Source organism: Streptacidiphilus albus JL83 (assembly GCF_000744705.1).
GTDB classification, from domain to species: Bacteria; Actinomycetota; Actinomycetes; order Streptomycetales; family Streptomycetaceae; genus Streptacidiphilus; species Streptacidiphilus albus.
On record NZ_JQML01000001.1, the window covers coordinates 6,232,847 to 6,259,692 of the forward strand.

Consider the following 26,846-nt stretch of genomic DNA (forward strand, 5'->3'; position numbering starts at 1 on the left):
CCGCAGGACGGACCGCACCACCAACAAGGAGACCAGCATGAGCACCACCGCCGACAAGAAGGCACTCAGGGCCAGCATCCGCGCCCTCCACGCCCGGATCCAGGTCTGGAGCCTCAGGAAGCCCGGCCTGCACTTCGACCAAGCCATCGTCTGCCCGAGCCAGCCGGCGCGCTGCGGCTCGCCCGAGTGCGAAGGCTGCGGCATCACAGCGATGCGGACCGAGCGCCTTGAGCGGTTCCGCGCCGAGCTGCGCCCGCTTGAGGCCGAGCTGAGGCGACTCGACGGCAAGCCCGAACCCGCCCCCAAACCGAAGCCGGTCGCCAAGGCGGCAGCACCGAAGCCCCCCACCATCCCCGGCCAGACCCCGCTGTTCGCCTGACGACCTGCCGGGCGCGCCCACCCGTAGTAGGCGCGCCCGGCACCACCGATGATCCACGAAAGGAGAACCCGATGACCGCCGACGACCCGCCGCTCATCTACTGGGGCCGCTGCCGCACCGGCAAGCGCGCATTCTGGACCGCCCGCCACCTCGTCGAACCGTTCAGCGACAGGAACATCACCGAGTACGGGTGGGCCGACACCCTCGACGAAGCAGCCCGACAAGGACACCTCGCCGCACTCCGCCTCGCCTCCGGCCACTGCAGCAACATCCACGTCTCCCACGGCATCGCCCGCGACCAACTCAAGGCCGTCAACGCCGCGAAGCGAAAGACCAAGCTGCTCTCCGACAGCACCGAAAGCAGCCCGGTCGAATACCTCTACGGCACCTACGACTCCGAGGACATCCGCGGACACCTCGTCACGGAGGTCAGAGCCTTCCGGATCACGAAGCGCACCAAGCAGCGCGTCTACTACATCCGCCGCCAGCACTCGGACACCGACTTCCAGCTCGGGTACGTCAACCGGCAGGAACTGGAGACCGAGGGCCACGTCCACAACTACGCCGCCGGCGGATGGTGGGCGGCCGACTTCCACCTCCACGTCGAGCCGCCCGATGTGGAGCAGCGCAACGTCGCACCGGCCCCGGACCTGAAGGTGCTGAAGCAGGCGATGGCCGACGCGCATCCGGACCGCGGCGGCAGCAGCGAGAGCTTCATCCGCGCCCGCGAGCAGTACCAGCGCGCCCGAGCCCGCACCAAGACCACCAAGGAGTAGCCATGCCCGCCCGCATCCGCCGGCCCGTCGTCGTCCAGACCGTCTGCCCGGCCTGCCGAGCCGTCAGAAAAGCCCAGCCACTCGGCACCACCACCATCGGCCAGCACAAGCACCAGATTTTGGAATGCCTCGACCAGAGCTGCGGACTCCGCTGGCTCACCAGCCGCACCACCACCCCCCAAGCCGCCTGACCCCAACACGAACAACCCGGAGAACCACATGACCAGCAGCACCTACACCGCCCCCGCCGCCGAGCCCCCGATCGTCCGCGCCACCCGGCTCATCACCAGCGGCCACACCCAACTCGTCATCCGCTGCCCCCAGTGCAGCGGCATGCACCGGCACCTCGGCCCCGGCCTCCGCAAGTCCCCCTGCGGCCTGCAGTACATCGTCCGCTTCCGCCAGCAGGCCACCGCCACTGCGGCCTAATTGCCGCGCCAAAGACACGCCGCAAAAACCAGTCCGTACAGCATCAAACGCACCGAGGAACAGCCCGTGATCACCACCGCGCCGCCCTGGAACCGACCCCACATCCACTGCCACTGGACACCCGAAACCGACGGCACCCCCATCACCGTCCCGCCGCCCGGCACGATCGTCCCCAGCCCCGGCGGCGACGTCACCGTCTACGTCGGCGACCGCTGGACGGCCACCCCCGACGAGACGCACTCGCTCGCCGCCGTCCTCCGGCACGTCCGCACTGTCACGCTCGTCGGCAACATCACCTACGCCGGCCGGGCCGCAAAGCAGGCCCTGCACGATGCATGGAACGCCGCGAACAAAGCCGCCCGCGAAGCAGCCCGGCCGCCCGAGCCACCCGCGCCCGCACCCCCCGGCCGATGCGGACGGCCCCGCCGCGACGGACAGCCCTGCCAGCAGTACGCCGGCTGGGGCGCCGACGACCCCACCGGGCCATGCCGCTACCACGGCGGCAGCACCGTCCGGCGGGAGCAGCAGCGCGAACACCTCGTCGACCAGGCCACGCGCTGGGCCGATCTGACGGCCAAGGCCAAGGCCGGTCCGCTGTCGCCCGCCGAGCACCTGGAACTGCTCACCGCCGAGAAGACCCTCCGGTCGGCCAGCGCAGAGGGTCGTCTGCGCTGACCCGCCGCCGGGTGCCGAATTTTTGACTCGCTGCCAGCTGACTATCCGCACGTTGAACGGAATGCCCATGAACGATCAAGTCCCGGTCCCGCCGGGCACATGCTGCCCCCGCTGCGGGCACCAGGCCGAGCCGCCCCTCGGGGATGGCCAGCGGCTCGCCGAGACCGTCCTCGCGCTCATTGCGGCGCAGCTGGGGGAGCTGCCGCGCCCGGTCCTGGACGAGGTGCTGCAGGAGGCCCCGGCGGGGGACGCTGCCCGTGTCCTCGCGTGGCTTGTGGCGTGGATCCTGGGGCAGTCCCCCGGCGGCGACCGGTGGCTTCAACGGCTCGCCCTGGCTGTCGCGGGGGAGGGCGAGTGAAGGCGATCGAGGGGCTGCTGTTCGAGTCCGAGGAGTACGCGCTCCTGGACCACCTGGTGGTCGCGGGCATCGTCTATGTCCTGCGGACCAACGGGACGGTTCCGGACGGTGCGGAGGCGTTGGCGGCCCGGCTCCACCAGTACGTCGTCCAGTATCGCGAAACCGAGTTTCGCGTTCGACCGCAGGTCAGCGCCTCACTCGAAACCATGTTCGACAGCTCAAGTTTCGCGTTGCGATCTTCGGAGACAACGGAGTGGCTGTCAGTGCGACAGGTCGCGGAGTTGTCCGGCAAGAGTGAGCAGTACGTGCGCAGGTTGGCCCAGAAGAGGGTCCTCGAAGGGGATCAGATGGGCTACAAAGGCGCGCGCAGGCTCAACGGCAACAGCGTGGCCGCCTGGCTCGCCGCTCGAAGGAGCGACCAACAGGCGGCGTAGCGATGGGCAGTACCCGGGCAGCGAAGTGCACGTGCCAGTGCGGCGGTGAGCAGCTGACGGCAGCGCTGGCACTGCTGCGGCGTGATGTCGAGCGGCTGATCGAGGACGACGAGAAGCAGATCCAGCGCCCGGTCTCGATGGCCGAGGGCGTGGAGCGGTGGAAGCGCGGCGTGGCCGAGCACCGCAACAACATCGCCGGGGGACGCCCGTGAGCCCCGGCAGCACAGCGCCCAGCAACGAACCCCACGACCGGATGGAGACACCCATGCCGACTATGTCCTTCCGCAGGTCCGCCGCCCCGGCGGAGCCCGCCCCCGACCTGCAGGCCGCTCTCGCGCAGTTCGTCAGCCCGATCGTCGACGAGGAGCGCGAGGCCGCGGAGCTGTTCGCCCGCGCCGAGGAACTGCGGGCCGGCATCGTCGCCGCGCGCGCCGAGGCCGACATACTCGTGACCACCGCCCGCGCCCAGGCCGCGCAGCTGCTCGCCGGCGCCGAGGCCCGCGCCCGGGACCTGACCGGCACGGCGCACGCCACCGAGCTGGAGGCGGTGAAGGCGCACACCCGCGCCAGCGGCTTCGCCCGCGCCCACATTCTGCGCGGCACCATCGCCGACACCGATCGGCAGACGGCCGAGCTGCTCGCCGAGGTGCAGGCGTTGACCGGGCAGGCCGACGTGCTGACCGTGCGCCTGGGGGAACTCGGCGAGCAGCGCGAGGACACCGGCGCGCGGCTGGCCACTGCCCGCGAAGCCGGCGACGTCGCCCAGGTCGCGGAGCTGCGGCGCCGACTCGACGCGGTCGACGAGGTCGTGACAGTCCTCACCGGCCAGCGCGAGGTTCCCCTCGGCCGGCGCCGGGCCATCGAGGCCGACGGCAGCGGCGAACTCGCCCAGGTCCGCCAGCGGGCCGAGACGGCTCAGGCCGAGCTGCGGCAGGTGTTGAACGTCCTCGATCCGGAGAGGCCGGAGGCGAAGCACGACCGCTTCTTGAAGGGCCTGACCCTGATGGCTGCCGATGTCGCCGCGAAGCAGGCCGAGCCGTCCGGGCCGCGAGTCGAGCGGCGCGTGCTGCCCGCCATCCCGGGCGTCCGCGGCCCGCTCGTCCACCAGCAGTACCAGGCCGGATAAGTCGCCAGAGAGCCACACCCAGTTGAGGGAGAATCGCATGAACGTCAAGCCGCAGCTCCGCCCCGTCGCCAAGGCCGCCAAGGTCGCGATGTACGACGCCAACGGGCGTCTCATGGGCATGATCGATCCGGACCTGCTCGCTACCCCGCCAGCGGACCAGGGAGCCCCGAACCTGGGCACCCCGAAGAACGCCGCGTACCCCGGCACCCGCCCGGTCCTGAAGGCGAAGAAAAAGGACCAGGTCGCCGTGTACGACGCCAACGGCAACCTCGTTGGCACCTGCGACCCCGACTCGATCACCGTGCTCGCGGCGGCGCAGGCCCCTGCGGCGAAGCCCAAGCCCGCTGCCGCTGCCCCCGCTGCGGCTCCGGCCGCCGCGCCTGCGCCGACCGTGGACGAGCAGGTCCAGAAACTGCGGAAGGCCATGGACAGGTCGCAGAGCGCCCCCGAGCGGGAGCAGATCGCCACCGCCTTGAACCAGGCCGCGATCATCAAGCTGGCGACGATCCGGATGCAGGCCGGACGCGGTCTCTGACCGCCCCCATACCCCTCGCCGGGGTCTTCATCTTCGACCGGCGGGATGCTCGGGGAGTCCATCCCCGTGCAGCGCGCCGCCCGCCCTCCGGGGTTGGCGGCGCGTCGTGCATCAACGACAAGGAGCAGCTAATGCAGCAGCAGGCGACAGTGAGGCAGCGGCGGACGATGCCAGCCGAGATCGGCGTGATGCTTGCCGCGGCGCGGATACGGTGCGGGTGGCGGAGGAAGGAAGCGGCGCGGATTCTCGGTATCGCGCCGACGTTCCTGTTCAACCTGGAGGCCGGGCTGCGCTGCCCCTCGGTGACATCGGCGCGGCAGCTCGCCGCCGGCCTGGCGCTCAGCGAGGCCGAGCGCACCGCCCTGCTCGCCGCTGCGGTCGACGACGCCGGGGCCGACAGTCCATGGCGTAAGCCGGGGTGATCTCGCTCTGGTTCGGTGGTGCGTCTCCGTCCCATACTGGCCGGGATCGTCTTGAACCCCGGAGGAACTGTGCTTGGCTGGACCGTGTTCGTGGTGGTGTACGTGCTGCTCGCCGGGCTCTGGGGGCTTGGCATGCGGCGCTTCTGGCGGAGGCCACCGTCCCCTGTCGCCATGGGGAGCGGATGGTTCGCGGCCGAGAGTCGCGGGAATCAGCGGGCGATCATTCCTACCGGCGTCATGTTCTTTGCGCTGGTTGGAGCGGTTGCGGCGGTCTATGCCGCGGGCGAGTCGCACGGGCTGGTTGCGGCCGTGTTCTCGCTCGTGACCGCGGCCTTCGGCTTGATCATGATGGTGTCGGTTGTCTTCATCGGAACGGTGCGCTGGTTCAACTGGCCCAGGGCGCTCGTCCACCCGGGCTCCCGGGAAGATCCGGGGATGGGAGTCGAACTGAAGGAGCGTTGGCTGTCTCGCAAAAGGCGCCGCTGAGCGGTCCCCTAGGAGACCGCTCCTCAGGGTTTTTGGACGTAGGTTATTGGACGGTATCGCTCCTGCTCGCTAGGTTGTCCAAGAAGGTAGACGATTCTGGACTCTTGAGGGGGATCCGATGGGCCGCACCGTCGCATACGTCCGTGTCAGCACTCGTGACCAGAACCCGCAGATGCAGATCGACGCCATCACCGCCCACGGCTACGACCTGATGCTCACCGAGAAGATGTCCGGCCGCGTGAACGAGCGCCCGGAGTGGCAGCGCTGCCTCTCCGAACTCCGCGAGGGCGACACGTTCCTGTGCTGGAAGTCGGACCGGTTCGGCCGCTCGGCCGGCCACGTGCTCTCCGTGGTCGAGGATCTGACGAAGCGCGGCATCAAAGTCATCTCGCTCACGGAGAGCTTCGACGTCAGCACGAAGGAGGGCAAGTTCATGTTCTCTGTGCTGGCCGCAGCCGCCGAGTACGAGACCGCGATCCGTGCCGAGCGCCAGGCCGAGGGCATCGCTGCGGCGAAGCGCCGCCAGGAGTCCGGCCAGATGCTCCCGGACAAGAAGCACATGGGCCGGCCGCGGGTCATCGGCCCGTCCGAGGTCGAGACGCTGCGGCACCTGGTCGAGAGCGGGAAGACGGTGACCGAGGCCGCGCGCACGTTGAAGATCAGCCGCTCGGCGGCGTACGCGGCCCTCAAGGGCTAGTCCGGTGCCAGAAGTGTTCGAGTGGCGTAGCTTCGATCACCCGCTTGGGTGAATTCAAGGAGCGCCGTTCTATGGCCGATCTCCCGTTCGACACTGCGTGACCTGTGGCGATTGCCTTGTATGTGAGGGGTCAACTGCTGTGCGGATTGGGAAAGTTGTTCGGAGCGCCGCCAGCACCTGGGAGAATGGGGACAGGTCGCCGACGTTCGTCGAAGACCGGCTTCGGCGTGTCGATCCGAGCGCTGAGGCGCATCTGAGCGCGCCTACTTCTGGCGTCGGGGTGCACGTTCACGGCTTGGCCGTAGAGAGAGACCAGAGATGATCCAGCAGACCCACCCGTTCCACGTTCGGCAGCAGGGAAGCCCGATGGTTCACTTCGCGAGGCGTGAGCGCGAGGGCGTCCAGATGCCCTGCGGCTACTTCGCCGACCGCGGGAAGTTCGCGGAGGTGCCACAGGAGTCGGTGACCTGTCCCCGGTGCCTTGAGCACAACAAGGACGAGACCATCGCCGCCGTCTGATCCGGTCGAACCACACTGCCCCGGTCGCCCATCACGGGCGCCGGGGCCGTTCTTTGCAGAAGATCCGCTCGAAGTTCAAGGCCGACAAGCAGACGGCGTACGCCAGGCCGGGTACGAGCAGCTATGCCGAGGCCTCGACGCTAGCCCCATCCGCGCCTTCGCCGCCGGCCTCGCCAACCGGCTCCTCCGGGTGGCGCAGCTCGATCTGGTATGTCACCGGCTTCGGGCTCACACCGTCAGCAACAACGGTCACCGTCATGGTCGGCCGTTGCACACTCCTCAACCAGCTCGCGCCTGCCAGGTTGATCCGCGGAAGGGTCCGTGACCACTTTCCGTGGATCATCCGATCAGCTCCACCATCCCACTGGATCTCTGTGACGCTGGTCGCGTCATCCTCCTTCACCGACTCCCAGCCTCCGACCTGGAGCGCGCCAACCAGGCCGTCGAACCTGATCCGCACGCCGGGGTTCCGGGCGGCGTATGCGCTGGAGTTCTCCAACAGCACCTGCCCCCAGAGCAGATTGGTCGGACTCAATGGCCAAAGCTTGGCGCTCTCCTCTGTGATCGCATCCAGTGCAAAGTCAGGACTATTGGGATCACCGGTCCCGAACGTCACCGTCGCCTTCAGCTTTGCCTGACCGCTCGCGGCGGCGTAGGCGATGATCGCGACGATGCCAGCGAGCACTGCGACTATGAGTGCGGCTAGCACTGCCACTGTGTTGATGAGGGCCATCTTGGTGTCGTCGTGGACGGGCAGGTGGAACCGCCAGTCCCACTGGTACGAGCCGTACACGCAGAAGAGGCATCCGAGGCAGACGATCGTCAGCAGGGCGATCAGAAGTACGCGTGGGTTGATGGACACCGCGCAAGTCTGGCAGCGCCGGACGCTGCGGTCACCCAGGGCCAGAAGAGCCGCAGGCCGAGCGTATCCGCCCCGCCAGTCCATCGCAGCATGGTGCCCCGTACCGGTCTGGTGCGGGGCACCATGCCGTACAAGTGCGGTGCAGCGGTTGGGGGCCCTGCTCGACCTCGGCCAGGACCCCCGGAGCAGCGTACGGGGGAATGGTGCCTCAGGCGCGCCAGTGGAGTCTTCCCTTCCGAGTGACGGGGTATTGACGGGCTGTCATTGCGCACACGAGGGTGTGGAAGATGGTGAAAGGGACTCGACTCGGGAGGGCACCATGGCACTAAGGTTTGTCGCGATCGACCCGGAGACTGAGACGGGCGACTCGCCGACCATCTGGTTCGACGAGGAGGCCGACGAGTTCGTGTTCCAGGGTTGGAAGCCTGGCGATGACCTGCGTAGGCGGATCACCGAGACACCGGCACCGGGCCATACGCCGGGTATCCCTGATCACGAGCTCGCCATCAGGATGCCGAAGCGCATGGTCGCGGCGCTCAGGAAGGCGTGCGATGTCGCAGAAGGACTGGACTGAGCCGTTCCGCAATGCCCGGAGGTCTGCCGTACATCTGGAGATGCGGGACGCCTACGGCGTTGCTACCGAGGCTGCCGCGTTCGCGCACTGGCGCGAGACCGGCGAGCGGGACAACGACCCGGAATCGCCCCACTGGAAGCCGTGGACGACGCTGATCCGCGACATGGTCGCCCGGGGCGTGGTCGTCCGCCGTGCCCGGATCGTCTCCGAGCCCGTCACCGACTACATCCGGTACGAGCATTCTGGAACGTTCGTCATCCTCTCCGCAGGGGAGCAGGTCCGTTGGCTGCCGAGGCGTCTCGCCTCAGACATCGCCCTGCCTGGCAACGACTTCTGGCTGTTCGACGGTGCCCTCGTTCGCTTCGGACACTTCACCGGGGATGGCGCGCTCGCCGGCCACGAGATCCGGACCGAACCTGCGGTAGCCGAACTGTGCGGCACGGCGTTCGAAGCCGTCTGGGAGCGAGCCGTCCCGCACGAGGACTACAAGATCAGCTGAGCACCTTGAATCCCAAGCACGGCCGGGGAACATGCCCAAGTCACCATCTTCCAGCGCCCAGGCAGCCCGAGAGCGCGTAGCCGCACAACTGCGCGATCTCCGGCTCGACGCCGGCATCACAGCACATGACCTGTCCGCCCGCTGCGGATGGAGCCCGGCGAAGACCTCGCGGTTCGAGCACGCTGTGGCGGTGCCGACCGATGCCGACATCCGGGCCTGGTGCACGGCTTGCGGCGCGGAGCAGCAGGCCCCCGACCTGATCGCCGCGAACCGGCAGGCAGACCACCTGTACGTGGAGTGGCGCAGGAAGCACCGCAGCGGGCTGCGCCGCACCCAGGAGGAACTGCTGCCGCTCCACGAGCGCACCCAGGTCCAGCGGGTCTACGGCTCGAAGGTCATCCCCGGGTTCTTCCAGACGACCGGCTACGCAACTGCACTACTCGGTGCGATCACCCGCTTCCAGGGCACGCCGGACGACGTCGCCGAGGCGGTGCGGTCGCGTCGCAAGCGGGAGCGCGCCCTGTACGAGGGCGACCACCGGTTTGTGGTCCTGCTGGAAGAGGTCGTGCTGCGCTACCGAATCGGCGGCGCCGATGTCATGGCGGGCCAGCTTGAGCACCTGCTCGACGTGATGCGGCTGCCGTCCGTCGCCCTGGGCGTGATCCCGTTCACCGCGGACCGTCCGGACATGTGGCCGCTGGAGCCGTTCTACGTCTTCGACGACGAGTGCGTGATCGTTGAGATGCTATCGGCGGAGATCCGCATCACTGTGCCTGGCGAGATCCAGCTGTATACGCGCGCATTCGCCGAGATGGGCCGCATGGCCGTCTACGGGCCGTCAGCACAAGCCCGGCTGGAGGCTGCTGTCAACGCGCTGGGGTGATTGCCGTGGAAGAACGTGGAAGACCATGGTGGCCGGATTCCGGCCGTCCCTAACGTCGAGTTATGGCAGATCCCGCAGTCTCCACGCTGCAGCCGCTGGCCTCACCTGTGCCCGTACGCCAGCCCCTGTCGCCGTCGCAGGAGTTCCGTGTCCGAGTCGCCCGCAACGACCTTGATCGTGTGCGTGGCCGTGACCTGTCCGCCGTCCCGGCGTCCGAGCTGCAGTTGGAGATCGGGGCGCTCGTCTCCTCGCTCTACAACGTCCTGCAGGTCGTCGAGGACCTCGCCGTCAAGGGGGAGACGTGATCCCCTACGCGAAGCACCGCCCCGAGACGGTCCCCGTGGATGTCTGGGTGGAGTACGTGAAGCTGATGACCGCCGCCGGCTACGGCAAGCTCACGCCGCCCGGGGTGGCACGCCTGGACGCGATCTACGCGGCCTCGCCGGAGATCCTCGTCGCCGGCCGGGATCTGGAGTTCGGGCCGAGGTGCGTCGCATGACCGAGCACCCGGTGGTGGCCGCCGACGCCCTGCCTGCGGTGAGCAGCCCGGAGATAGCGCCGGGCTTGTGCTGCGAGTGCGGTGAGCACACCGATCACGGCCGGATCCTCGGCAGCGTCGACCAGGCGTCCGGGCCCGGCTGGACCGTGCTGATCTGCCCGTCCTGCGACTTGAAGCCGAAGCCGCGACCCGGCCGGGGACAGAACCGGTCGCTCTGAAGACTGCCGTCCGGGCAGACCAAGCCCCCCACGGCGGCTGCCCGGACGGCACTTGGCCGGCCGTCCCGTCTCCCTGCGTGGAGGCAGCGACGGGACGGCCATCGACGGTCCCGGCCGGCGTCCAAGCATCCGCCGACCGGGGCCGGCACCGATGAGGGAGAGACGAGCGTGATCGACTACCTTGGCCGACCGTGCCCGGCCTGGTGTGCGGGCAGGCACGGCGCCGAGCCGCCGTGGCAAGACGTCCTGTACCACGAGTCCGAGCCGGTGGTGCTGGACGTGCTGGTGGATCCGGTCGAGGTCCAGTGCATCTCGGGCTTGATCCAGTTCCCGGATGCCGCCGACCCGCGTCACCGCAACGTCACGGCCTGGTCGTGGGTGGTGACGTCGGTGGGGCTGCGGCAGCCCTCCGACGTCCTCGCGTACGCGGACATGCTCACCGGCTACGCGGACCGGCTCCGGGAGCTCGCCGGCGAGCTGGCGACCGCGCAGGCCGAGGACCACGCCGCCCGCTCCGAGCGGACGTGATCTTGAGGGTGGCTGGCCGATCGGTGGAGTCGGTCAAACCGTCACGGCTGCTTGGGTTTCCGCTGCAGCCGAAGCACCAGCACGAGCGCGGTCACGAGCGAAGCGGCGCTGCAGATATCAACCCCAGTCGATACGGCAGCTGGCCAGTGTGTCAGCCGGACAGCCGCGTTAAGGATGAACGCAAGCCCGAACGCGGCCTGCGTCCACGCGGCGAGACGCGTCCTCGCCGAAACCGAGCCGCGGCTCCGGGCCAAGCCCCTGACGCAAACAACGATCATCACGCACCCGCCGGCCAGCAAGAGCCATACGCCCCACATGACATCCCCCTCTTTGTCGCGGGCACTGTACCGCTCCGGTCGGCTACCAGACCTTGCGCGTGACCAGCTCGACCCATTCGCCGTCGCGGTCGCCGGGCACCATGCGGCCGAACGCCGCCCAATCGGCGGCGAGGGCCTCGTACATGGGCGTCTCTGGCCGGCGTCGTCGGCGAGATGGGTGCGGAACTGTGGGGCGGGTGAGGTCGACGGGTTCGGCAACAGTTGTCACACCCGGTTCAACGCAGAAGCCGTTCGGCGGGCACGGCGATGGTGGTCAACCGATCCGGTGAACGAGACGGCCAGTCCTGTCGGCTCCGGCTTACTGTGCGCCGGCTCCGATGGCGTTGACGCGGGTTGTGAGGGCCGCCATCTGTGTGTTCCCGGCGATCACATCGGCGATGCCCTTGCCAGTCTCGGTAGCGTTCATCTTCGCGATCCCGGCGTAGCACAGTGAGGTGCCGGTGGTGTAGTCGGCGAGGGCCTTCGCCCAGTGGGACTGTGCCTCCGGGTCGGGGATGGGGCCGTAGTCCACAGCACTGGTCGTGGCGCTGGCGAGGATGGCGCAGTCGCCGCCAACGGCCGAGAGGTTCTTGGCCCTGCCGTCAGTGCCGAGCTGGTTGATGTCGGTTCCGAGGGTGCTGATGTCGGACTGGCCGCCGCCCTTGTACCAGGCGGCGACCTTCTGTGCCATGGAGTCACTGGTGCTGCCGTCGGGTGTGGCCGACGCTGCGGTGGCTGCTGGCCCGGTGGCGGTTGCCGTGGCGGTCGGCTTGGCGGTGCCGCTGCTGCAGGCGCCCGCTCCCAAAGTCACGACGCTGAGCAGTACTGCCGCACCCAGTGCCCTGGACGTGGTGTTCATGTTGCCGTTCCCCCAGTGATCTGCGAGGGCACAGACGGCCCTCTCTCGCTCCCCGTGCGCTTGAGCGCCGCGCGGAACATGATCGCACGCAGGTACGACGAAATCCGGCAGGGAGCGTCAACTGCGCTTCGGTCCTTGAGTTCGAGCGCGATTCATTGTCGCAGCGCGGCCGGCGACCGTTGCCGGGGGCGGCTCGCCCTCTCGCATACGCGACAGCACGAAGATCACCCGTTGCGAGCGCCGAGCAACCTCATCAGTAGTGAGGTTGGTCCTGGGCGTGCGTGACGCACGTCCGGCCCGAGCTGGTCGGCCCTGGACAGGCCTCCGGCGGGAATTGCTGCTCAGTTGGGACCGGAGATGGTGATGTGGGTCGAAGCCCACCAAAGCAGAAACAATCCGGTCGATATGGACACGGCCACTGCCAGGGTGTCGACGCCCTTGGCGTCGCCGTCGTCGCTCTTGTGCGGGGCGAAGAGCCACACGATCAGGACGCCCGGCAGGGCACTGAGCACTAGGAACACGACGACGCCGAGAATGAAATCCATTGATCCCCCGTGAGCAAGTCCGCACACTGTAGCGCCCGTTCGCGCCCGAGGGGCGGGCCGCCCTGGTGTTGCCGAGGTCGGCGAGGACGTCGGGGGAGTGCCTCAGCCGAAGACGGCGGTGGCCAGCCGGTAGAGCAGGCCGGCGGCAACGAAGACCCCGACGAACTGGAAGAGGGCGCGGCCGATGATCCGGTCGTGCCGGTCCAGCCACGCCCGCACGTAGCCGTCCACCGGTCGGGGTGGCACATGGGGGCCGCTGATCTTGTCGTCCTCGGGCCAGCGGCCGTGATGGGCCCGCTCGGCGTGGTCGGTCCGCTCAGCCTCCGCCGCCCGCTCGCTCGGATGGCCGGTGATGGTCCGGCAGACACCGCACCTGTACGTGTACCGCATGCTGTCGAGCATGGCAGAGCCCCCGTCCGGCCGGGGGCCGATTTGGGGGCTCTGCGGGGTGGGGTCGTCGGCGGGTCAGGCGACATGGTCGCGCGGGACGACGATGGTGTGGGCCGGGTTGGCGGGGTCGGCCTGGAGGACGAACCCCTCTCGGATATTCGACTCGGCCGTGTTGTTGGCGTTGGCGTTGGCAGCCTGAGCAGGGCCAACGTTGGCAACAACGGGGGGGACGGGGGCGGTGTCGGTGGGGGAGGGGAGCGGGGGCACGTCCTGGTGGTGGACGCCGGGCCCGTTGCCGTCCGGTGTGCGCACCCCCGGGCGGGTGGGGACGGCGGCCTCTGCGAGGAGGGCGCGGACCGCCTTGGTGGAGGGCTCCCAGCCGGGGTAGAGCGCGGCCAGATCGGAGGCCAACCGGGTGAGCAGGACGGAGGTCCCGGGGGCGGTCAGACAGGCTGCCAGCGCGTGCGTCTCGGCGGCCGTCGGGACGGTCGGATCGGGCTCTTTCCCGTCCTGGTCGTCGCCGTCGGCTTCACCCTCGGCCGCGTCGGCCGGCTTGGTCGTGGTCTTGGCGGGGTGGTCCTTCTGGCCTGCGATCATGGCGACGATCATCCACAGGGTGACTCCCCCGGCGATCAGCGCGACGGCGTGGCGGTGGACGGCGGGGATCCCGAACAGGACCACGGTGCCGACCACGACGCACCCGGCCGCGACCAGCACCGGATGGGTCGGCCGCTCCCCCTTGAGGTCTTCCAGGGCCTTGGCGCGCTGCTGCGGGTCCTTGATCTCCCGGGCCTTGGCCCGGCGTTCGTGCCAGGTGGCCAGCGTCTCGGCGTGATCGGCCTTGGCGGTGGCGTGGCGGTTCCTCAGCGGGCTGAGCAGGACCCGGTTGCCCCGGGCCAGAGCGTCGATGGAGACGCCTTCGAGGTAGCGGGTGATGGTCATCAGGCGCCCACCAGCCCGTGGAGGAAGCTGCCGCCGATGGTGAAGGGCATGGCGAGGATGCTGCCCGAGGCCAGGCAGGCGGCGGGGAGGGTCGCGCCGACGATCACGTCCTTCCACACCCGGGGCTTGGTGCCGAACAGGATCATCATCAGGATCACGGCGGTCGCCCCGGCACCGGCGTTGAACTGGTGGTTCATCGCGGCGGTGAGGGAGTCACCGACCTTGCTCGGTGCGGTGAAGGCTTGGCCGGCGGACTGGGCGAACAGGCCGAAGGCCAGCATCCACCACGCCGTGTGGTGGTCCTCGTGGTGCTTGGCGAGGGTGCCTTTGCCGCGGTGGCCGACGAGCAGCCACACCATGATGGCCAGGCACACGCCGGTGGCGGTGAACTGTCCGAGCAGCGACGACATCAGGGACTCCTTGGGTGGTCAGTGGTGGTGGAAGAGCTGGCCGCTGAGGGCGAGCAACTGGTTGAGGCCGAGCAGGGAGGCGAGGACCGAGGCCACGGGGATGCGGACGACGATCAGCAGGACGAGCGGGAACACGCCGCGCACCTGCGAGACCCGGATGCGGCCCCACCGGCGCATGTACAGGTCGAACCACCAGCAGGCCCCGAGGGCGGCAACGCCCACGTCCAGCGGCAGGCCGGTGGCGTCCTGGACCAGGCCGACCGCGTAGCCGGCCGAGGCGGACAGCCCGGTCAGCACCACCCAGCGGCGGAAGCGCCGCGCCCGTTCGCTGTGGTGCACCCGCAGCAGCGCTGTGGTCCGGCGCTCGTGCTGGCGGCGCTCTTCGCGGTGCCGCTGCCTGCGCTGGGCGGGTGTCTCGCCGGCGTCGGCCAGCCGCGCCTCACGCTCACGGTGCCGGCGCTTCTCGCGTTCCTCCGACGTCTCGGACAGCACGCCGGTCAGTTGGTCGGCGAGCGCCCGCAGGTCGAACGGCAGCCCGGCACTGTCGGCCTGGTCCTCGTCGGCCGCCTCGGGCTCGGGCTCGGCCTGGTCGACGGGCTCGGCCTTGGCGAGATCGACCGGGACGCTGTCCTCGGCCGGAGCGGCGGCAGCATGGGTGTCGGGGTTGGACTCGGCATACAGCCGCTCGAACCAGGTGTCCGGGTCGACGTACCGGGTGCCGTCGGTGTCGGTCACAGCGGACCACCGACACCGAGGAGACGGAACAGGTTGGCACGGGCGGCCAGTTCGTCAGCCCCGGGCGTGTGCGGCTGATCGATGGGAGCAGAGAACGTGACACGTTCATTGCTGCCAGGCCCAGGGATCGGCAGGCGGGTGAGGGTGTCCGGCTCGGTCCAGCGGCGGCGACGTAGACGGTTCCATATGCGGGTGATCACGGTGCAACCTCCGGTACTGGCTCGGGGAACTCTGCGATGGACTTACGCAGCGTCGGCACCGAGATCCCCGACGCCTTGGCGTGCTCGTTGAAGGTCGGCCGATCCGTCTGCAGCTGCGCGACCCACCAGCTGGCGGCGGCCTGCCTGCGTGCCTCGCGCAGCCGCTCCAGCCGGGCGCGAGTGGCGACTTCGAGCGCGCTCAACTCCGGCTCGGCCTCGGCGCTTGCGGGAAACTTTCCCGGAAGCGTGACGTCCGGCAGCGGCTCGACGATGTCCGTTTCGCCCGGTTCGACAAGATCAGTGCTTTCCGACGGCACCACGGGTTCCACCGGCTCCAGCTCGGCTGTGTCGCCGTCGATCTTTTCCACCGCATGGAGCAGCAGTGCGGCGCGGCCTTCCGGAAAGTTTCCGGAAGGCTCAGAGGGCAGCGGCACCCCGTAGCGGGCCAGCTTCAGCGGCAGCAGCAGCTCCACCGGCGCCTGCCTGCGCCAGCGGCGCCCGTACTGGGCGCGCAGCCGAGTCCGGTACACCAGCCGGTTCTGCTCCAGCTGCACGACCTCGTCATAGGAGCGCATCTCCCACAGCTTCATCCGCCGCCACAGCCGAAACGTCGGCACCGGCGCCAGGACCCAGCGGACCAGCCGGACCGACTCCATGTGCCGGTCGACGCTGATGTCCGCCAGCCGGCCCACCGCGTGCCGCGCGGCCTCGACGACGACGACGAACAGGATCGGGATGATCGCGTGCATCGCCACGGCGAGCGCGTCCGGCCACGCCGAGGCTGCGTTGAACACGATCGTCCCGGCGGTCAGCAGCCACGCCGTGTGCCGCAGCAGCGGGAACGGGATCCGCAGCCATGTGAGTACGAGGTCGAGGGCGAGGAGTACGGCGATGCCGACGTCCACGCCGACCGGGAAGACGTACGAGAAGCCGCCGAAGCCCTTCCGGGCGGCGAGGCCCTGCACGGCCGCGTAGGAGCCGGTGAAGCCGATCAGGGCGATCAGCAGGGCGCCGGCGGCGACACACCAGACAGCGGCGCGCTGGGCGCGGGTGAGGGTCACCACCATCCCCGCCCTCGCTTGCCGGTGCGCTCCGCCGTGCGGTTCGCGTCGATCTCGGCGTTCACCTGGCGGTCGATCTTGGTGGCGGCCTTGCGGTGGTGTGCGGCGCGCTTGCCTCGCGCCTCGGTGTCCTTGCGGGCCGCCCGGTCGGTGGCGGACTCCCGGCCGGCGTAGGTGCCGGTGGACATGTCCTCGGTGTTGCCGAACAGGCCGAAGAACGACATCTCAGGCACCGCCGTTCTCGGCGCGGCCCTGGGCGAGACGGTGGGCGAAGGTGCCGGGCGTCGTCTCCGCCGAGCAGGGGCAGTTGCTGACGGCGGGCTTCTCCGCGAGGGTGCTGTGTCCGGCACAGCCGAGCGGGCTCTTGCCGCCGGTCTCGCACAGGCGGGCGGTGCAGCAGCCGCAGTTGGGGCAGTCGCCGGGAACGGGGCGCACCCAGGCGTGTTCGTCGCCTGCCTCGGCGTACCAGTCGCGCGGGTCGATGGACATCGGGGTCTCCTGGTTGGAGGGCCCGGGGTGGTGCGGCCGGTGGCCACGGCGAACCTTGGACAATGTGCAAGGTTCCGCTGGCCTTCCGTCCGCACCATCCGGGCGGGTGAGGGGTGGGTCAGAACTGGGCGGTGGCGGTGAGCAGCCACATGCCGGGCCGCTCCAGGTCGGGCTCGGGCGGGTCGGCCTGGACGTCGGTGAAGGCGCGGCGCAGGCGGTGCTCGGCAAGCTGCAGCTCCGCCGGATCGGCGGCGGTGATGCGGATCTCGATCACAGGTCGCCGTCCAGGGGTGCGAGCGGCGGCAGGTGCGGCGGGATACCGGCCGGCCGGTACTCCTCGGCGGTCACGGCCCGCAACTCCTCGACCTCGACGGCGAACCGGCGCAGGAACACGGCGTGCGCCTCCAGGCCGTCCGCGAGGCCGCGCAGCTGGTCGGGCTCCATGCGCTCGTAGCCGCCGCCCGTGTCGACCGACGCGTAGGGCAGGCAGTCGCGGGAGCCGAGCGGGGCCTGCGTGATGCCCGCGGCGAGGATCTCGTCCCGGCCGGCAGCGGTCTCCACGGTCACGCCGGTCTCGGGGCCGTCGTGGTGGAAGTCGACGGGGTGCTGCGCGACCTGGGCGTCGGTGTGGCCGATGCACCAGGGCGGGCAGGGCATTGTCATCGTGCCGCCGCGCCATACCGCGACGGTCACCGTGCGCGGGGCGGTCACGACTCCTCCCCGGCGGTCCAGGCGAACGGCGGGAGCTTCTGGGCGGCCTTGAACACACGGATCGCCGCGCCGTCGGTGACGGAGTTGGAGTAGACGCGTCCGCCGGTCAGTGAGGCGAGCAGCCGGGCCGCGTGGTGCTCGCAGCCCGTCGCGCTGCCGCCGAGGCCGTCGAGGACCGTGACCGCGTGGAGCGGCCCGACGCAGGCCGTCGTGTCCTCCGGGTGCGCTGCCCGGCAGCGGTCGGGGATCGTCGTCATGACCGCTCACCGGCCTTTCCGGCGATGGCACGCAGGATCAGGTGGCCGAGCAGGGTGAAGCCCTCGCGGTCGTCGCGGACGTACGTCGTCGTCAGGTCGGCGTACATGGCCTCGGCCGACGGGTAGCGCCTCGGCCGCAGCGCGGCGATCGCAGCCGTCTCGGTCGGGCGGGGGATCGGGAAGCGGGCACCCATCAGGACCGCCTCCAAGGCATCTGCGACATGTCGAGGTCGGTCTGCCACAGCGTCGCGCCGTCGCTCGACAGCCCGGACGGGGTCGCGTGCCGCTGGTGCAGGAGGCCGAGCAGCCGGGCGGTGTGCTCCCACTCCTCGGCGGGGACGGTGGCGTGCACGACGACCAGGACGACGGGGTCGTCCTCGGCGCTGCACGCGTACCCGGCGCAGTTCGGGTCGAGGTTCACGCCGAGCCGTACGTCGTAGCAGTGCTCGCGGCCGACCTCGGACTCGATGTGGACGAGCGTTGCCTCGGTGCCCCGGTAGAGGGGTGCGATGATCTGCCGGCCGAAGCGGGGGCGCTTGAGGGTCGTTGTCATCGCGGTCACCGCCCGGCGAACGTGTAGGCGCGGTGCTCGGTGCGGTCGTCGCCCGGGTCGATCGCGTGGCAGTCCACGCACACCGGGTCGCCGTCGCCGTCCTCGGACAGGTCCGACTCGGGCCACGTGCGGTCGCAGCGGACGCACATGCCCTCGGCGATGGTGACGGCCGTCAACAGGGCGGTGCACCCGTCCGGGTGGTCGTAGCCGTTTACGAGGGTGAGGGTCATCGGGCCACCAGCTCACTGAGCTCGGCCTCGACGGGGGCGGCGGTGACGGTGGCCTTGCGGACCTTGAGGCTGGGCGCGTTGGCCTTCATGGGGACGGGGCCGAGGTTGTGGGCCTTGAAGATCGCCCGGATCTTGTCGAGGTCCGCGGTCTCGCGGCCGGACGTCTCGCGGGTGACGTCCCAGGTGCCGTAGCGGCCGACGGGGAGCCTGTTGAGGATCTTCTTCGCTGCGCGCTTCGCGCGGTCGGCGGTGCGGGCCTGGTCGGCGGCGCGGAAGTAGGCGGAGGCCGCGGTCATGATGTCGTCGAGCGGCGGCATGTCGTCGGGGGTGTACAGCTCGGCGTCGTCCTCGGCGGGGGCCTGCGTGGCCTGCTGCGCGGTGGTGGCGCGGTGCTCGGCGATGCGGGCGCCGAAGCTCGCGGCGGCCTGCCCAACGAGGGCGCGGGCGATCCTGGCGGCGGTGCGACGGGTCGTGAGAAGGTGCATGGAGCCAACTCCTTGTTGCTTCAAGGTGGTGGTCAGGCCCCTCCGGAGACTGGAATCTCCCGGTGGGGCCGTCTGTCTTCTAAAACTGTCTCAGCAGAGCATTGGTCCTGGCCATCGCCTGCTCGGTGCTGGCCGCCGCCGAGCGGATCGACCCGGCCGCCATCGCCGGGCTGCTGCTGGTCGGCGAGCTGGGCCTCGACGGCCGGGTCCGCCCGGTCCGGGGCGTGCTGCCGGCCGTCCTCGCCGCCGCCGACGCCGGATACGGCCGGGTCGTCGTGCCGGCGCAGACCGCGGCCGAGGCCGCGCTGGTGCCCGGGATGGCGGTGCACGGCGTCCGCACCCTGCGCCAGTTGATCGCGCTGCTCTGCCACGAGGACCCGCCCGAGGACAGTTTCGGACCCGGCGCCCAGGAGGTGGCCGGACTGCCCGACAACGCCCTGGCCGGGCTCTCGCTGCCCGGACTGGGCGTCCGCAGCCGGGCCGCCGACGCTCCGGACCACCGCGACCTCGCCGACGTCGCCGGGCAGTTCGAGGCCCGCCGCGCCCTGGAGATCGCCGCCGCCGGCGGGCACCACCTGTACCTCAAGGGCCCGCCCGGTGCGGGCAAGACCATGCTGGCCGAACGGCTGCCCGGGATCCTGCCGCCGCTCACCCCGCAGGAGGCCCTGGAGGTGACGGCCGTCCACTCGGTCGCCGGACTGCTCCCGCCCGGCCGACCGCTGCTCACCGGCGCGCCCTACTGCGCACCGCACCACTCCACCACCATGCCGGCGATCATCGGCGGCGGCAGCGGACTGCCGCGCCCCGGCGCGGTCTCGCTGGCCCACCGGGGCGCGCTCTTCCTGGACGAGGCCCCGGAGTTCCCGGTCCGGGTGCTGGACGCACTGCGGCAGCCGCTGGAGTCCGGCGAGGTGGTCATCGCCAGGGCCGCCGGCTCGCTGCGGCTCCCGGCCCGGTTCCTGCTGGTGCTGGCGGCCAACCCGTGCCCCTGCGGGCGCTGGTCGCGCCGGGGCGAGGGCTGCGACTGCACGCCGGCGATGGTCTCGCGCTACCAGGGGCGGCTCTCCGGGCCGCTGCTCGACCGGGTCGACCTCCGGGTCGAGGTCGACGCCGTGACCAGGGTCGAACTGATGGAACGCGACGCCACGGCGGAGAGCACCGCGACCGTGGCCGCCCGGGTGGTCGCCGCCCGGGAGCGGGCCGCCGCCCGGCTGCGGGACACGCCCTGGCGCACCAACGGCGAGGTTCCCGGGCACGAGCTGCGCACCCGCTGGCGGCTGGCCGACGGGGCGCTGCGGGACGCCGAACGCGACCTGGAACGCGGGCTGCTGACCGCCCGGGGGCTGGACCGGGTGCTGCGGGTCGCCTGGACCGCCGCGGACCTCGCCGAGCTCGACCGACCCGACCGCGAGCAGGTGCGGACCGCGCTCGGCCTGCGCACCGGCGTCCGCTACGGGCTGCCCCGGGACGGGGGACCGCTGTGCTGACCGAGGCGGAACGGCTGGCCAGGGCCGCACTCGGCCGGATCACCGAGCCCGGGGACGAGTCCGTCGGGCTGCTGCTGGAGCGGCACGGCCCGGTGGAGGCGCTGGCGCGGCTGCTCGACGGCCCGTCCGGGGAGGGCCGTCGGGCCCGCGCCCGGGGCACCGACGCGCGTGCCGACCTCGACCACGCGGCGGCCCTGGGCGCCCGGCTGGTCTGCCCCGGCGAGGAGGAATGGCCCACCCAGCTCGACGACCTGGGCCCGGCCCGGCCGATCGGGCTCTGGGTCCGCGGCACGGCCTCGCTGCGGCTGCTCGCCCTGCGCTCGGTCGCCATGGTCGGCGCCCGGGCCTGCACCGACTACGGTGTCCGGGTCGCCGCCGAGCTCTCGGCCGAACTCGCGGACTCGGCCTGGACGGTGGCCTCCGGCGGGGCCTACGGCATCGACGCGGCGGCACACCGGGGCGCGCTCGCCGCCACCGGGATCACCGTGGGGATCCTGGCCTGCGGGGTCGACCAGATCTATCCGCGCGGCCACAGCGCCCTGCTGGGCCGGATCGCCGAGCAGGGTCTGCTGGTCAGCGAACTGCCGCTGGGCGCCCACCCCACCAAGCCCCGGTTCCTGCAGCGGAACCGGCTGATCGCCGCACTCACCCGGGGGACGGTGGTGGTCGAGGCGGCCCGCCGCAGCGGCGCGCTCAGCACGGCCCGGCGCGCCCGGGAGTTGAACCGGATCGTGATGGGCGTGCCGGGGCCGGTCTGCAGCGAGCTCTCGGTCGGGGTGCACGCCCTCATCCGGGACGGCGGCAGCCTGGTCACCGACGCCGCCGAGGTGGTCGAACTGGTCGGCGGCATCGGCACGGACCTGGCCCCGGACCGCCGGGGGCCGCTGCTGCCGCGCGACGCCCTGGTCGGCGAGGCGCTGCAGGTGGTGGAGGCGCTGCCGGCGGGTGCCCCCGGAGCACCGGTCGAACGGCTCGTCAGGAGTACCGGGTTGCGTCCGGACACGGTCCTGCAGCGCCTCTACGAACTGGGCGCGCTCGGACTGGTCGTGCGCCGGGGCGCGCGCTGGTGCCTCGCGCGACCGCTCTGATTCGGCCTGCAGCGCCGGGCGCCGGTCCGGCGCGCCACCTGATCGAGCGAGCACTCGTGGCGCATAACACTCGGACAGCACCTCGTCACGCTACGCTCACAACCGCTCGGCTGACAGCAGCTGACGGAACGGCAGAACGGCTCTAGACGACGCATGCCCACGTACTCAGGCTTCCCCGGGGACGAGCCCCGCACCTCCAGCAGGCGCCGGGGGTCGACGCGCGCACGGCGGGCGGCACCCCATGGCGAGGCCCAGTGCATTCCCGGGGCGCGCAGCGGGTCCCCCGCGCCCAGCGCGCAGCTCCGTCTGCCTGCTCCCGTACCGAATTCCGCGCCCGCCACTACCCCGACCCCCGCCGCCACTGCCGCCCCGGCCCCGGTTTCCGCCCCTGGCTCTGGCTCTGGCACTGGCCCGGCCCCGGTTCCGGCCCCAGCCCCGGTGCCCGCGCAGCAGACCGAGGCCGAGCGGGCGGCGGCCCGGCGGCCGCTGGACGAGCTGTGGCGCTCCTACAAGGAGCGGGGCGACCCCCGGCTCCGTGAGCAACTGATCCTGCACTACTCACCGTTGGTGAAGTACGTGGCTGGCCGGGTCGGGGTGGGGCTGCCCTCCAACGTCGAGCAGGCGGACTTCGTCTCCTCCGGCGTCTTCGGGCTGATCGACGCCATCGAGAAGTTCGACCCCGCCCGCGCCATCAAGTTCGAGACCTACGCGATCAGCCGGATCCGCGGCGCGATCATCGACGAGCTGCGCGCCCTGGACTGGATTCCGCGCTCGGTCCGGCAGAAGGCGCGTGCGGTCGAACGCGCCTACGCCACGCTGGAGGTGACCCTCCGGCGGACTCCCAGCGACCCCGAGGTCGCCGCCGAGATGGGCATCGCGCTGGAGGACCTGCACACCATCTTCAGCCAGCTCTCGCTGGCCAACGTCGTTGCGCTGGACGAACTGCTGCACTCCGGCGACGGGGAGGGCGGCAGCCGGATCAGTCTGGGCGACACCCTGGAGGACACCACCGCCGACGACCCGGTCGAGATCGCCGAGAGCCGCGAACTGAAGCGGCTGCTGGCCAGGGCCATCAACACCCTTCCGCAGCGCGAGAAGACGGTGGTCAGCCTGTACTACTACGAGGGCCTGACCCTGGCCGAGATCGGCCAGGTGCTGGGCGTCACCGAGAGCCGGGTCAGTCAGATCCACACCAAGGCCGTGCTCCAGCTCCGCGCCAAGCTCTCCGACGCCCGCTGAGCCGGACGCCCGCTGAGCCGGACGGTCGCTGAGCCGCGCGGTCGGTCCAAGAAGCACATCCGATCCGAGCTGCACGCCCGATCCGAGACGCACGCCCGATCCGAGACGCACATCCGGTCCGAAGCGGACAGCGTCCACGTCCGCCCGCACGGACCGGTCTAAGCTGATCGGGTGCCCAAGATCCGTGCCGCCACCCTGGCCCAACACCGTCAGTTGCAGCGCGACGCGCTCCTGGAGGCCGCTCGCGCACTGCTCGTCGAGGGCGGCATGGAGGCACTGACCTTCCCGAACCTGGCGCAGCGCACCGGCCTGGCCCGGTCCTCCGTGTACGAGTACTTCCGTTCCCGGGCGGCGGTGGTCGCCGAGCTCAGTGCGGTGGACTTCCCGGCCTGGGCCGCCGAGATCGCCGCGGCCGTCGCCGCGGCGGGCACCCCGGCCGCCCGGGTGGAGGCCTATGTCCGGGTGCAGCTCGCCCTGGCCGGCGCCCCGCGCCACCGCGCGGTCGCGGCCATCTCGGTCGGAGAGCTGGACGACGAGGCCCGGGAGCGCATCAGGGCCGCACACGGCCAACTGGTCGACCTGGTGGTCACCGCGCTGGCCGACCTCGGGCACCGGGAGCCCGGACTGGCGGCGGTGCTGATCCAGGGCATCGTCGAGTCCGCGGTGAAGCGGCTGGAACTCGGCGCCGCCGAGGACCCGACCGTCGTGGTCGACAGCGCTGTCGCGCTGGTGTTGCACGGGGTGGTCCCGACGGAGCCTGCGGGAGACTGACCTCCGCTCCGGAACTGCCGCGCCCCGGAACTGCCGCGCCCCGGACCTGGCTCCCCTCCCGACCTTCCCTGCTCCCGACCTACCCCTGTGCCCCGTCCGGCGGCAGCAGCCGGGAGCGGCCCAGGCCGACCAGGGCCAGCGGGTCCAGATAGCGGTGGCCCCGCAGCAGCCCCCAGTGCAGGCAGCTCGCCGGGCAGTGCCAGGGGCCTGCCGCCACCGTGCCGATGACCTGCCCGGCGGCCACCCGGTCGCCGGTCGCCACCAGTGGTTCCAACGGCTGGTAGGTGGTCCGGAGCGGTGGGTCGCCGGTCCCGGGATGGGTCACCGCGACCGAGAAGGTGCCGGCGATCTCCCCGGCGAAGGACACCACTCCGGCCTTCACTGCCCGGACCGGGCTGCCCACCGGCGCGGCCAGGTCGACCCCCCGGTGCCCGGCCGCCCACGGCAGCGGCGGCGGATCGAAGCGGCGCAGCACGTCCGCGAGCGAGTGCCCGACGGGCATCGGCGCGAGCGGCCGCAGCTCGGTCGGCCGCAGCTCGGCCGCCTGCAGCCCCGCAGGCCGCAGCTCGGCCGGCCGCAGACCCGCCGCTGCCGGGAGCGGCAGCGCCCGGGCGTGCGCCGGGCGCGGCGGCCCGACCAGCGTCACGGTGAGCCAGAGCAGCAGCCCCAGCATCAGCAGCAGGCTCCGGCCGTCGAGCTGGGGCGGCCCGGCCGGGGAGCCGACGCCGGTCCGCAGCGGGGGCCGCGGCGACGCCCGCAGCGCGAGTCGTGGGGCGATCCTGAAGTAGTCCATGGCCAGGACTCTGCTCGTGGACGCCGCTTCCGGGGGGCCGGAAACCCGTCCCTGTGGACAGAACCGGGGGTGTGGACAACTCCCTCACCCGCTCGGGTGAGGCCACCCCGTCCAGCACGGTTCGCCCCGTGTCCTGCAGTTCCCGTACACTTCACTCGCGACCCGGCGTGCCGGGTCGACTTCGCACGCCCCACCACCGGTAGTTCGGCTCTCGTCCGCCCGGTGAAGTGCCGCTCGGTCCGCCAGGGACACCAGGAGACTCCGTTCGTTCGGAGGATCCGGTCCTCCCTCGCCGGAACGGCACGGTTCAAGGCGTCAGGCGCAGCGGCCTCCCGGCCGTTGCGGACAACCGAGAATGAGGAGTACGGCCATGGCCGTCGTCACGATGCGGGAGCTGCTGGAAAGCGGCGTCCACTTCGGTCACCAGACCCGTCGTTGGAACCCGAAGATGAAGCGTTTCATCTTCACGGAGCGCAACGGCATCTACATCATCGACCTGCTGCAGTCGCTGAACTACATCGACCGCGCCTTCGAGTTCGTCAAGGAGACGGTCGCCCACGGCGGCAGCGTCCTCTTCGTCGGCACGAAGAAGCAGGCCCAGGAGGCCATCGCCGAGCAGGCCACGCGCGTGGGCATGCCCTACGTCAACCACCGCTGGCTCGGCGGCATGCTGACCAACTTCTCCACCGTCTACAAGCGTCTGCAGCGCCTCAAGGAGCTCGGCGAGATCGACTTCACGGATGTGGCCGCCTCCGGCCTCACCAAGAAGGAGCTCCTCGTCCTGCAGCGCGAGTACGAGAAGCTCGAGAAGACCCTGGGCGGCATCCGCGACATGCAGCGCGTGCCCTCCGCGGTGTGGATCGTCGACACCAAGAAGGAGCACATCGCCGTCGGTGAGGCGCGCAAGCTCCACATCCCGGTCGTCGCGATCCTCGACACCAACTGCGACCCCGACGAGGTCGACTACAAGATCCCCGGCAACGACGACGCCATCCGCTCCGTCACGCTGCTCACCCGCGTCATCGCCGACGCCGTCGCCGAGGGCCTGATGGCCCGCTCCGGTGCGGCCAAGGGCGACGCCAAGGTCGAGACCGGTGCCGACCAGCCGCTCGCCGACTGGGAGCGCGAGCTGCTCGTCGAGGGTGAGAAGAAGGCCGACGAGGCCCCCGTCGCCGAGGCCGCCGTTGCCGAGGCCCCCGCCGTCGAGGCCCCCGCCGTCGAGGCTCCGGTCGAGGAGGCCGCCCCGCTCGAGGAGGCCGTCGCCACCGACGCCGTCGTCGTCGAGGCCCCTGCCGCCGAGGCCGAGCAGGCCTGACGGACTTCAGGGCGAGGGGTACGGCGGCTGACGCCGGCGTGCCCCTCGCATCGCGTCCGGCCCCGACCGTGATCCGGCGGGGCCGGCCCGCACCTCAACCGACACCGCGAACCGACACCGCGAGAAGAGACTGAAGAAGAATGGCGAACTACACCGCCGCAGACGTCAAGAAGCTCCGTGAGCTCACCGGCGCCGGCATGATGGACTGCAAGAACGCCCTGGTCGAGGCGGAGGGCGAGGTCGAGAAGGCCGTCGAGCTGCTCCGCATCAAGGGCCAGAAGGGTGTTGCCAAGCGCGAGGGCCGCGACGCCTCCAACGGTGCCGTCGTCTCCCTGATCGCCGAGGACAACACCTCCGGCGTCCTGGTCGAGCTGAACTGCGAGACCGACTTCGTCGCCAAGGGCGACAAGTTCGTCGTCGTCGCCGACGCGCTGGCCGCCCACGTCGCCAAGACCTCCCCGGCCGACCTCGAGGCCGTGCTGGCCAGCGAGATCAACCCGGGCCAGACCGTCCAGCAGTTCGTGGACGAGGCCAACGCGACCCTGGGCGAGAAGATCGTCTTCCGTCGCTTCGCCCAGTTCAACGGCGCCTTCGTCTCGGCGTACATGCACCGCACCGACCCCGACCTGCCGCCGGCCATCGGCGTTCTGGTCGAGCTCGACTCGGCCAACGCGGCGATCGCCAAGGACGTCGCGCAGCACATCGCCGCCTTCGCCCCGACCTACCTCTCCCGCGAGGAGATCCCGGCCGAGGCGCTGGAGAACGAGCGTCGCATCGCCGAGGCCACCGCCCGCGAGGAGGGCAAGCCCGAGGCCGCCCTGGAGCGCATCGTCGAGGGCCGGGTCACCGGCTTCGTCAAGGAGAACGCGGTCCTGGAGCAGGCGTTCGCCAAGGACAGCAAGAAGACCGTGCAGAAGGTCCTGGACGAGGCGGGCGTCAAGCTGGTCCGCTTCGCCCGCTTCCGCGTCGGCGCCTGATCTCCGCAGCCCCGCCCGGGGCAGCGAGGTCTGTGGCGGACGCCCGATCCGGGCGTCCGCCCATACGATGTGAGTCGTGAATACGACGAGGAG

47 protein-coding genes are annotated in these 26,846 nt (G+C 70.9%); 28 read left to right on the plus strand and 19 right to left on the minus strand.

Annotation, left to right across the window (positions count from 1 at the left end; all coding sequences use genetic code 11):
- Positions 1–37 precede the first annotated feature (37 nt).
- The 14 genes from BS75_RS27295 to BS75_RS27360 all read left to right on the plus strand — a co-directional run bounded on the left by BS75_RS27295 (position 38) and on the right by BS75_RS27360 (position 6,836).
- The gene (locus tag BS75_RS27295) at positions 38–379 is read left to right on the plus strand and encodes a hypothetical protein (RefSeq protein WP_034090147.1); all 342 of its coding nucleotides are present in this window, start codon (positions 38–40) and stop codon (positions 377–379) included.
- Positions 380–450: 71 nt separating this feature from the next.
- The gene (locus tag BS75_RS27300) at positions 451–1,155 is read left to right on the plus strand and encodes a hypothetical protein (protein WP_034090148.1); all 705 of its coding nucleotides are present in this window, start codon (positions 451–453) and stop codon (positions 1,153–1,155) included.
- Positions 1,156–1,157: 2 nt separating this feature from the next.
- The gene (locus tag BS75_RS27305) at positions 1,158–1,346 is read left to right on the plus strand and encodes a hypothetical protein (RefSeq protein ID WP_034090149.1); all 189 of its coding nucleotides are present in this window, start codon (positions 1,158–1,160) and stop codon (positions 1,344–1,346) included.
- 28 nt (positions 1,347–1,374) lie between these two features.
- On the plus strand, positions 1,375–1,584 hold the full coding sequence (locus tag BS75_RS27310; protein ID WP_034090150.1) for a hypothetical protein: 210 nt from the start codon (positions 1,375–1,377) through the stop codon (positions 1,582–1,584).
- Positions 1,585–1,650: 66 nt separating this feature from the next.
- Positions 1,651–2,259, plus strand: coding sequence for a hypothetical protein (locus tag BS75_RS27315; protein WP_034090151.1), 609 nt, complete (start codon positions 1,651–1,653; stop codon positions 2,257–2,259).
- Positions 2,260–2,326: 67 nt separating this feature from the next.
- Complete coding sequence (locus tag BS75_RS27320) at positions 2,327–2,617, plus strand: hypothetical protein (RefSeq protein WP_034090152.1); 291 nt, start codon at positions 2,327–2,329, stop codon at positions 2,615–2,617.
- Positions 2,614–3,051 (plus strand): helix-turn-helix domain-containing protein, encoded by a 438-nt coding sequence (locus BS75_RS27325; protein WP_034090153.1) that lies wholly within the window; start codon positions 2,614–2,616, stop codon positions 3,049–3,051. Before BS75_RS27320 ends, BS75_RS27325 begins: the two co-directional genes overlap by 4 nt.
- Before the next feature lie 2 nt (positions 3,052–3,053).
- The gene (locus BS75_RS27330) at positions 3,054–3,263 is read left to right on the plus strand and encodes a hypothetical protein (RefSeq protein ID WP_034090154.1); all 210 of its coding nucleotides are present in this window, start codon (positions 3,054–3,056) and stop codon (positions 3,261–3,263) included.
- A 53-nt stretch (positions 3,264–3,316) separates the two neighbouring features.
- Positions 3,317–4,177, plus strand: a complete 861-nt coding sequence (locus BS75_RS27335; RefSeq protein WP_152645712.1) for a hypothetical protein — start codon at positions 3,317–3,319, stop codon at positions 4,175–4,177.
- 37 nt (positions 4,178–4,214) lie between these two features.
- Complete coding sequence (locus BS75_RS27340) at positions 4,215–4,712, plus strand: hypothetical protein (RefSeq protein ID WP_034090156.1); 498 nt, start codon at positions 4,215–4,217, stop codon at positions 4,710–4,712.
- 131 nt (positions 4,713–4,843) lie between these two features.
- On the plus strand, positions 4,844–5,134 hold the full coding sequence (locus BS75_RS27345) for a helix-turn-helix domain-containing protein (protein ID WP_034090157.1): 291 nt from the start codon (positions 4,844–4,846) through the stop codon (positions 5,132–5,134).
- Between the two features lie 69 nt (positions 5,135–5,203).
- Positions 5,204–5,620, plus strand: coding sequence for a hypothetical protein (locus BS75_RS27350; protein WP_034090158.1), 417 nt, complete (start codon positions 5,204–5,206; stop codon positions 5,618–5,620).
- 118 nt (positions 5,621–5,738) lie between these two features.
- Entirely contained in the window at positions 5,739–6,317 is a 579-nt protein-coding gene (locus tag BS75_RS27355) for a recombinase family protein (protein WP_034090159.1), read from the plus strand.
- Between the two features lie 366 nt (positions 6,318–6,683).
- Positions 6,684–6,836, plus strand: a complete 153-nt coding sequence (locus BS75_RS27360) for a hypothetical protein (RefSeq protein WP_156164296.1) — start codon at positions 6,684–6,686, stop codon at positions 6,834–6,836.
- A gap of 121 nt (positions 6,837–6,957) precedes the next feature.
- On the opposite strand, the gene BS75_RS27365 is transcribed toward BS75_RS27360, so the two are convergent.
- On the minus strand, positions 6,958–7,698 hold the full coding sequence (locus BS75_RS27365) for a hypothetical protein (protein ID WP_034090161.1): 741 nt from the start codon (positions 7,696–7,698) through the stop codon (positions 6,958–6,960).
- 319 nt (positions 7,699–8,017) lie between these two features.
- On the opposite strand from BS75_RS27365, the gene BS75_RS27370 reads away from it, so the two are divergent.
- The 7 genes from BS75_RS27370 (at position 8,018) to BS75_RS27395 (ending at position 10,899) form a co-directional block, all read left to right on the plus strand.
- Positions 8,018–8,272 (plus strand): hypothetical protein, encoded by a 255-nt coding sequence (locus tag BS75_RS27370; RefSeq protein WP_034090162.1) that lies wholly within the window; start codon positions 8,018–8,020, stop codon positions 8,270–8,272.
- Positions 8,250–8,771, plus strand: coding sequence for a DUF6879 family protein (locus BS75_RS27375; RefSeq protein WP_034090163.1), 522 nt, complete (start codon positions 8,250–8,252; stop codon positions 8,769–8,771). The genes BS75_RS27370 and BS75_RS27375 overlap by 23 nt, the downstream gene beginning before the upstream one ends.
- Positions 8,772–8,802: 31 nt before the next feature.
- Positions 8,803–9,654 (plus strand): helix-turn-helix domain-containing protein, encoded by an 852-nt coding sequence (locus BS75_RS27380; RefSeq protein WP_034090164.1) that lies wholly within the window; start codon positions 8,803–8,805, stop codon positions 9,652–9,654.
- 62 nt (positions 9,655–9,716) lie between these two features.
- Complete coding sequence (locus tag BS75_RS48550; protein WP_152645713.1) at positions 9,717–9,959, plus strand: hypothetical protein; 243 nt, start codon at positions 9,717–9,719, stop codon at positions 9,957–9,959.
- Positions 9,956–10,153, plus strand: coding sequence for a hypothetical protein (locus BS75_RS27385; protein ID WP_034090165.1), 198 nt, complete (start codon positions 9,956–9,958; stop codon positions 10,151–10,153). Before BS75_RS48550 ends, BS75_RS27385 begins: the two co-directional genes overlap by 4 nt.
- Positions 10,150–10,371, plus strand: a complete 222-nt coding sequence (locus BS75_RS27390) for a hypothetical protein (protein WP_034090166.1) — start codon at positions 10,150–10,152, stop codon at positions 10,369–10,371. The genes BS75_RS27385 and BS75_RS27390 overlap by 4 nt, the downstream gene beginning before the upstream one ends.
- Before the next feature lie 3 nt (positions 10,372–10,374).
- A complete protein-coding gene (locus tag BS75_RS27395; protein WP_408022600.1) occupies positions 10,375–10,899 on the plus strand; it encodes a DUF6907 domain-containing protein in 525 nt (174 codons plus the stop codon).
- A 636-nt stretch (positions 10,900–11,535) separates the two neighbouring features.
- Here BS75_RS27395 and BS75_RS27405 read toward each other — a convergent pair.
- Positions 11,536–11,907, minus strand: a complete 372-nt coding sequence (locus BS75_RS27405) for a hypothetical protein (RefSeq protein WP_034090169.1) — start codon at positions 11,905–11,907, stop codon at positions 11,536–11,538.
- Here BS75_RS27405 and BS75_RS48555 point away from each other — a divergent pair.
- The gene (locus BS75_RS48555) at positions 11,906–12,094 is read left to right on the plus strand and encodes a hypothetical protein (RefSeq protein ID WP_152645714.1); all 189 of its coding nucleotides are present in this window, start codon (positions 11,906–11,908) and stop codon (positions 12,092–12,094) included. The two genes, BS75_RS27405 and BS75_RS48555, sit on opposite strands and share 2 nt — an antisense overlap.
- A 322-nt stretch (positions 12,095–12,416) precedes the next feature.
- On the opposite strand, the gene BS75_RS27410 is transcribed toward BS75_RS48555, so the two are convergent.
- The 16 genes from BS75_RS27410 to BS75_RS27475 form a co-directional block, all read right to left on the minus strand.
- Positions 12,417–12,620 carry a hypothetical protein gene (locus BS75_RS27410; protein WP_034090170.1) on the minus strand — a complete coding sequence of 68 codons (204 nt, stop codon included), beginning with the start codon at positions 12,618–12,620 and terminating at the stop codon, positions 12,417–12,419.
- Between the two features lie 102 nt (positions 12,621–12,722).
- Positions 12,723–13,010, minus strand: a complete 288-nt coding sequence (locus tag BS75_RS27415; RefSeq protein ID WP_152645715.1) for a hypothetical protein — start codon at positions 13,008–13,010, stop codon at positions 12,723–12,725.
- Between the two features lie 75 nt (positions 13,011–13,085).
- Positions 13,086–13,952 (minus strand): hypothetical protein, encoded by an 867-nt coding sequence (locus tag BS75_RS44855; protein WP_052069734.1) that lies wholly within the window; start codon positions 13,950–13,952, stop codon positions 13,086–13,088.
- A complete protein-coding gene (locus BS75_RS27425) occupies positions 13,952–14,362 on the minus strand; it encodes a hypothetical protein (protein WP_034090172.1) in 411 nt (136 codons plus the stop codon). The genes BS75_RS44855 and BS75_RS27425 overlap by 1 nt, the downstream gene beginning before the upstream one ends.
- 18 nt (positions 14,363–14,380) lie before the next feature.
- Positions 14,381–15,097: a hypothetical protein gene (locus BS75_RS27430; RefSeq protein ID WP_034090173.1), complete on the minus strand. Its 717-nt coding sequence runs from the start codon at positions 15,095–15,097 to the stop codon at positions 14,381–14,383.
- Positions 15,094–15,297 carry a hypothetical protein gene (locus BS75_RS48560; RefSeq protein ID WP_152645716.1) on the minus strand — a complete coding sequence of 68 codons (204 nt, stop codon included), beginning with the start codon at positions 15,295–15,297 and terminating at the stop codon, positions 15,094–15,096. Before BS75_RS48560 ends, BS75_RS27430 begins: the two co-directional genes overlap by 4 nt.
- The gene (locus BS75_RS46980) at positions 15,294–16,358 is read right to left on the minus strand and encodes a DUF2637 domain-containing protein (protein WP_081983385.1); all 1,065 of its coding nucleotides are present in this window, start codon (positions 16,356–16,358) and stop codon (positions 15,294–15,296) included. Before BS75_RS46980 ends, BS75_RS48560 begins: the two co-directional genes overlap by 4 nt.
- Positions 16,355–16,582: a hypothetical protein gene (locus BS75_RS27440; protein ID WP_034090174.1), complete on the minus strand. Its 228-nt coding sequence runs from the start codon at positions 16,580–16,582 to the stop codon at positions 16,355–16,357. The genes BS75_RS46980 and BS75_RS27440 overlap by 4 nt, the downstream gene beginning before the upstream one ends.
- A gap of 1 nt (position 16,583) precedes the next feature.
- Positions 16,584–16,847, minus strand: a complete 264-nt coding sequence (locus BS75_RS27445; RefSeq protein ID WP_052069735.1) for a hypothetical protein — start codon at positions 16,845–16,847, stop codon at positions 16,584–16,586.
- 118 nt (positions 16,848–16,965) lie between these two features.
- On the minus strand, positions 16,966–17,121 hold the full coding sequence (locus BS75_RS48565) for a hypothetical protein (RefSeq protein ID WP_156164297.1): 156 nt from the start codon (positions 17,119–17,121) through the stop codon (positions 16,966–16,968).
- The gene (locus BS75_RS27450; protein ID WP_034090175.1) at positions 17,118–17,558 is read right to left on the minus strand and encodes a DUF6907 domain-containing protein; all 441 of its coding nucleotides are present in this window, start codon (positions 17,556–17,558) and stop codon (positions 17,118–17,120) included. Before BS75_RS27450 ends, BS75_RS48565 begins: the two co-directional genes overlap by 4 nt.
- Positions 17,555–17,815 (minus strand): hypothetical protein, encoded by a 261-nt coding sequence (locus tag BS75_RS27455; RefSeq protein WP_034090176.1) that lies wholly within the window; start codon positions 17,813–17,815, stop codon positions 17,555–17,557. The genes BS75_RS27450 and BS75_RS27455 overlap by 4 nt, the downstream gene beginning before the upstream one ends.
- Positions 17,812–18,009 (minus strand): hypothetical protein, encoded by a 198-nt coding sequence (locus BS75_RS27460; RefSeq protein WP_034090177.1) that lies wholly within the window; start codon positions 18,007–18,009, stop codon positions 17,812–17,814. The genes BS75_RS27455 and BS75_RS27460 overlap by 4 nt, the downstream gene beginning before the upstream one ends.
- On the minus strand, positions 18,009–18,368 hold the full coding sequence (locus BS75_RS27465; protein WP_042437358.1) for a hypothetical protein: 360 nt from the start codon (positions 18,366–18,368) through the stop codon (positions 18,009–18,011). The genes BS75_RS27460 and BS75_RS27465 overlap by 1 nt, the downstream gene beginning before the upstream one ends.
- A gap of 5 nt (positions 18,369–18,373) precedes the next feature.
- The gene (locus BS75_RS27470) at positions 18,374–18,598 is read right to left on the minus strand and encodes a hypothetical protein (protein WP_034090179.1); all 225 of its coding nucleotides are present in this window, start codon (positions 18,596–18,598) and stop codon (positions 18,374–18,376) included.
- Entirely contained in the window at positions 18,595–19,083 is a 489-nt protein-coding gene (locus tag BS75_RS27475) for a hypothetical protein (RefSeq protein WP_052069736.1), read from the minus strand. The genes BS75_RS27470 and BS75_RS27475 overlap by 4 nt, the downstream gene beginning before the upstream one ends.
- Before the next feature lie 101 nt (positions 19,084–19,184).
- Between BS75_RS27475 and BS75_RS50665 the strand changes: the two genes are divergently transcribed.
- From BS75_RS50665 to BS75_RS27495, 4 genes are all read left to right on the plus strand, one after another.
- Complete coding sequence (locus BS75_RS50665; RefSeq protein WP_231607906.1) at positions 19,185–20,570, plus strand: YifB family Mg chelatase-like AAA ATPase; 1,386 nt, start codon at positions 19,185–19,187, stop codon at positions 20,568–20,570.
- Entirely contained in the window at positions 20,567–21,658 is a 1,092-nt protein-coding gene (dprA, locus tag BS75_RS50670) for a DNA-processing protein DprA (protein ID WP_034093878.1), read from the plus strand. The genes BS75_RS50665 and dprA overlap by 4 nt, the downstream gene beginning before the upstream one ends.
- A gap of 438 nt (positions 21,659–22,096) precedes the next feature.
- On the plus strand, positions 22,097–22,897 hold the full coding sequence (whiG, locus tag BS75_RS27490; RefSeq protein ID WP_042437359.1) for an RNA polymerase sigma factor WhiG: 801 nt from the start codon (positions 22,097–22,099) through the stop codon (positions 22,895–22,897).
- Positions 22,898–23,092: 195 nt separating this feature from the next.
- On the plus strand, positions 23,093–23,668 hold the full coding sequence (locus BS75_RS27495) for a TetR/AcrR family transcriptional regulator (protein ID WP_034093880.1): 576 nt from the start codon (positions 23,093–23,095) through the stop codon (positions 23,666–23,668).
- 79 nt (positions 23,669–23,747) lie between these two features.
- Here the strand turns inward: BS75_RS27495 and BS75_RS44860 are convergent, their stop codons facing one another.
- Complete coding sequence (locus BS75_RS44860) at positions 23,748–24,461, minus strand: murein hydrolase activator EnvC family protein (RefSeq protein ID WP_052069737.1); 714 nt, start codon at positions 24,459–24,461, stop codon at positions 23,748–23,750.
- Positions 24,462–24,831: 370 nt separating this feature from the next.
- Here BS75_RS44860 and rpsB point away from each other — a divergent pair, with 370 nt between their 5' ends.
- A complete protein-coding gene (gene rpsB, locus BS75_RS27505) occupies positions 24,832–25,776 on the plus strand; it encodes a 30S ribosomal protein S2 (RefSeq protein ID WP_034090180.1) in 945 nt (314 codons plus the stop codon).
- A gap of 140 nt (positions 25,777–25,916) precedes the next feature.
- Positions 25,917–26,753, plus strand: a complete 837-nt coding sequence (gene tsf, locus BS75_RS27510; protein WP_034090181.1) for a translation elongation factor Ts — start codon at positions 25,917–25,919, stop codon at positions 26,751–26,753.
- Positions 26,754–26,846 lie beyond the last annotated feature (93 nt).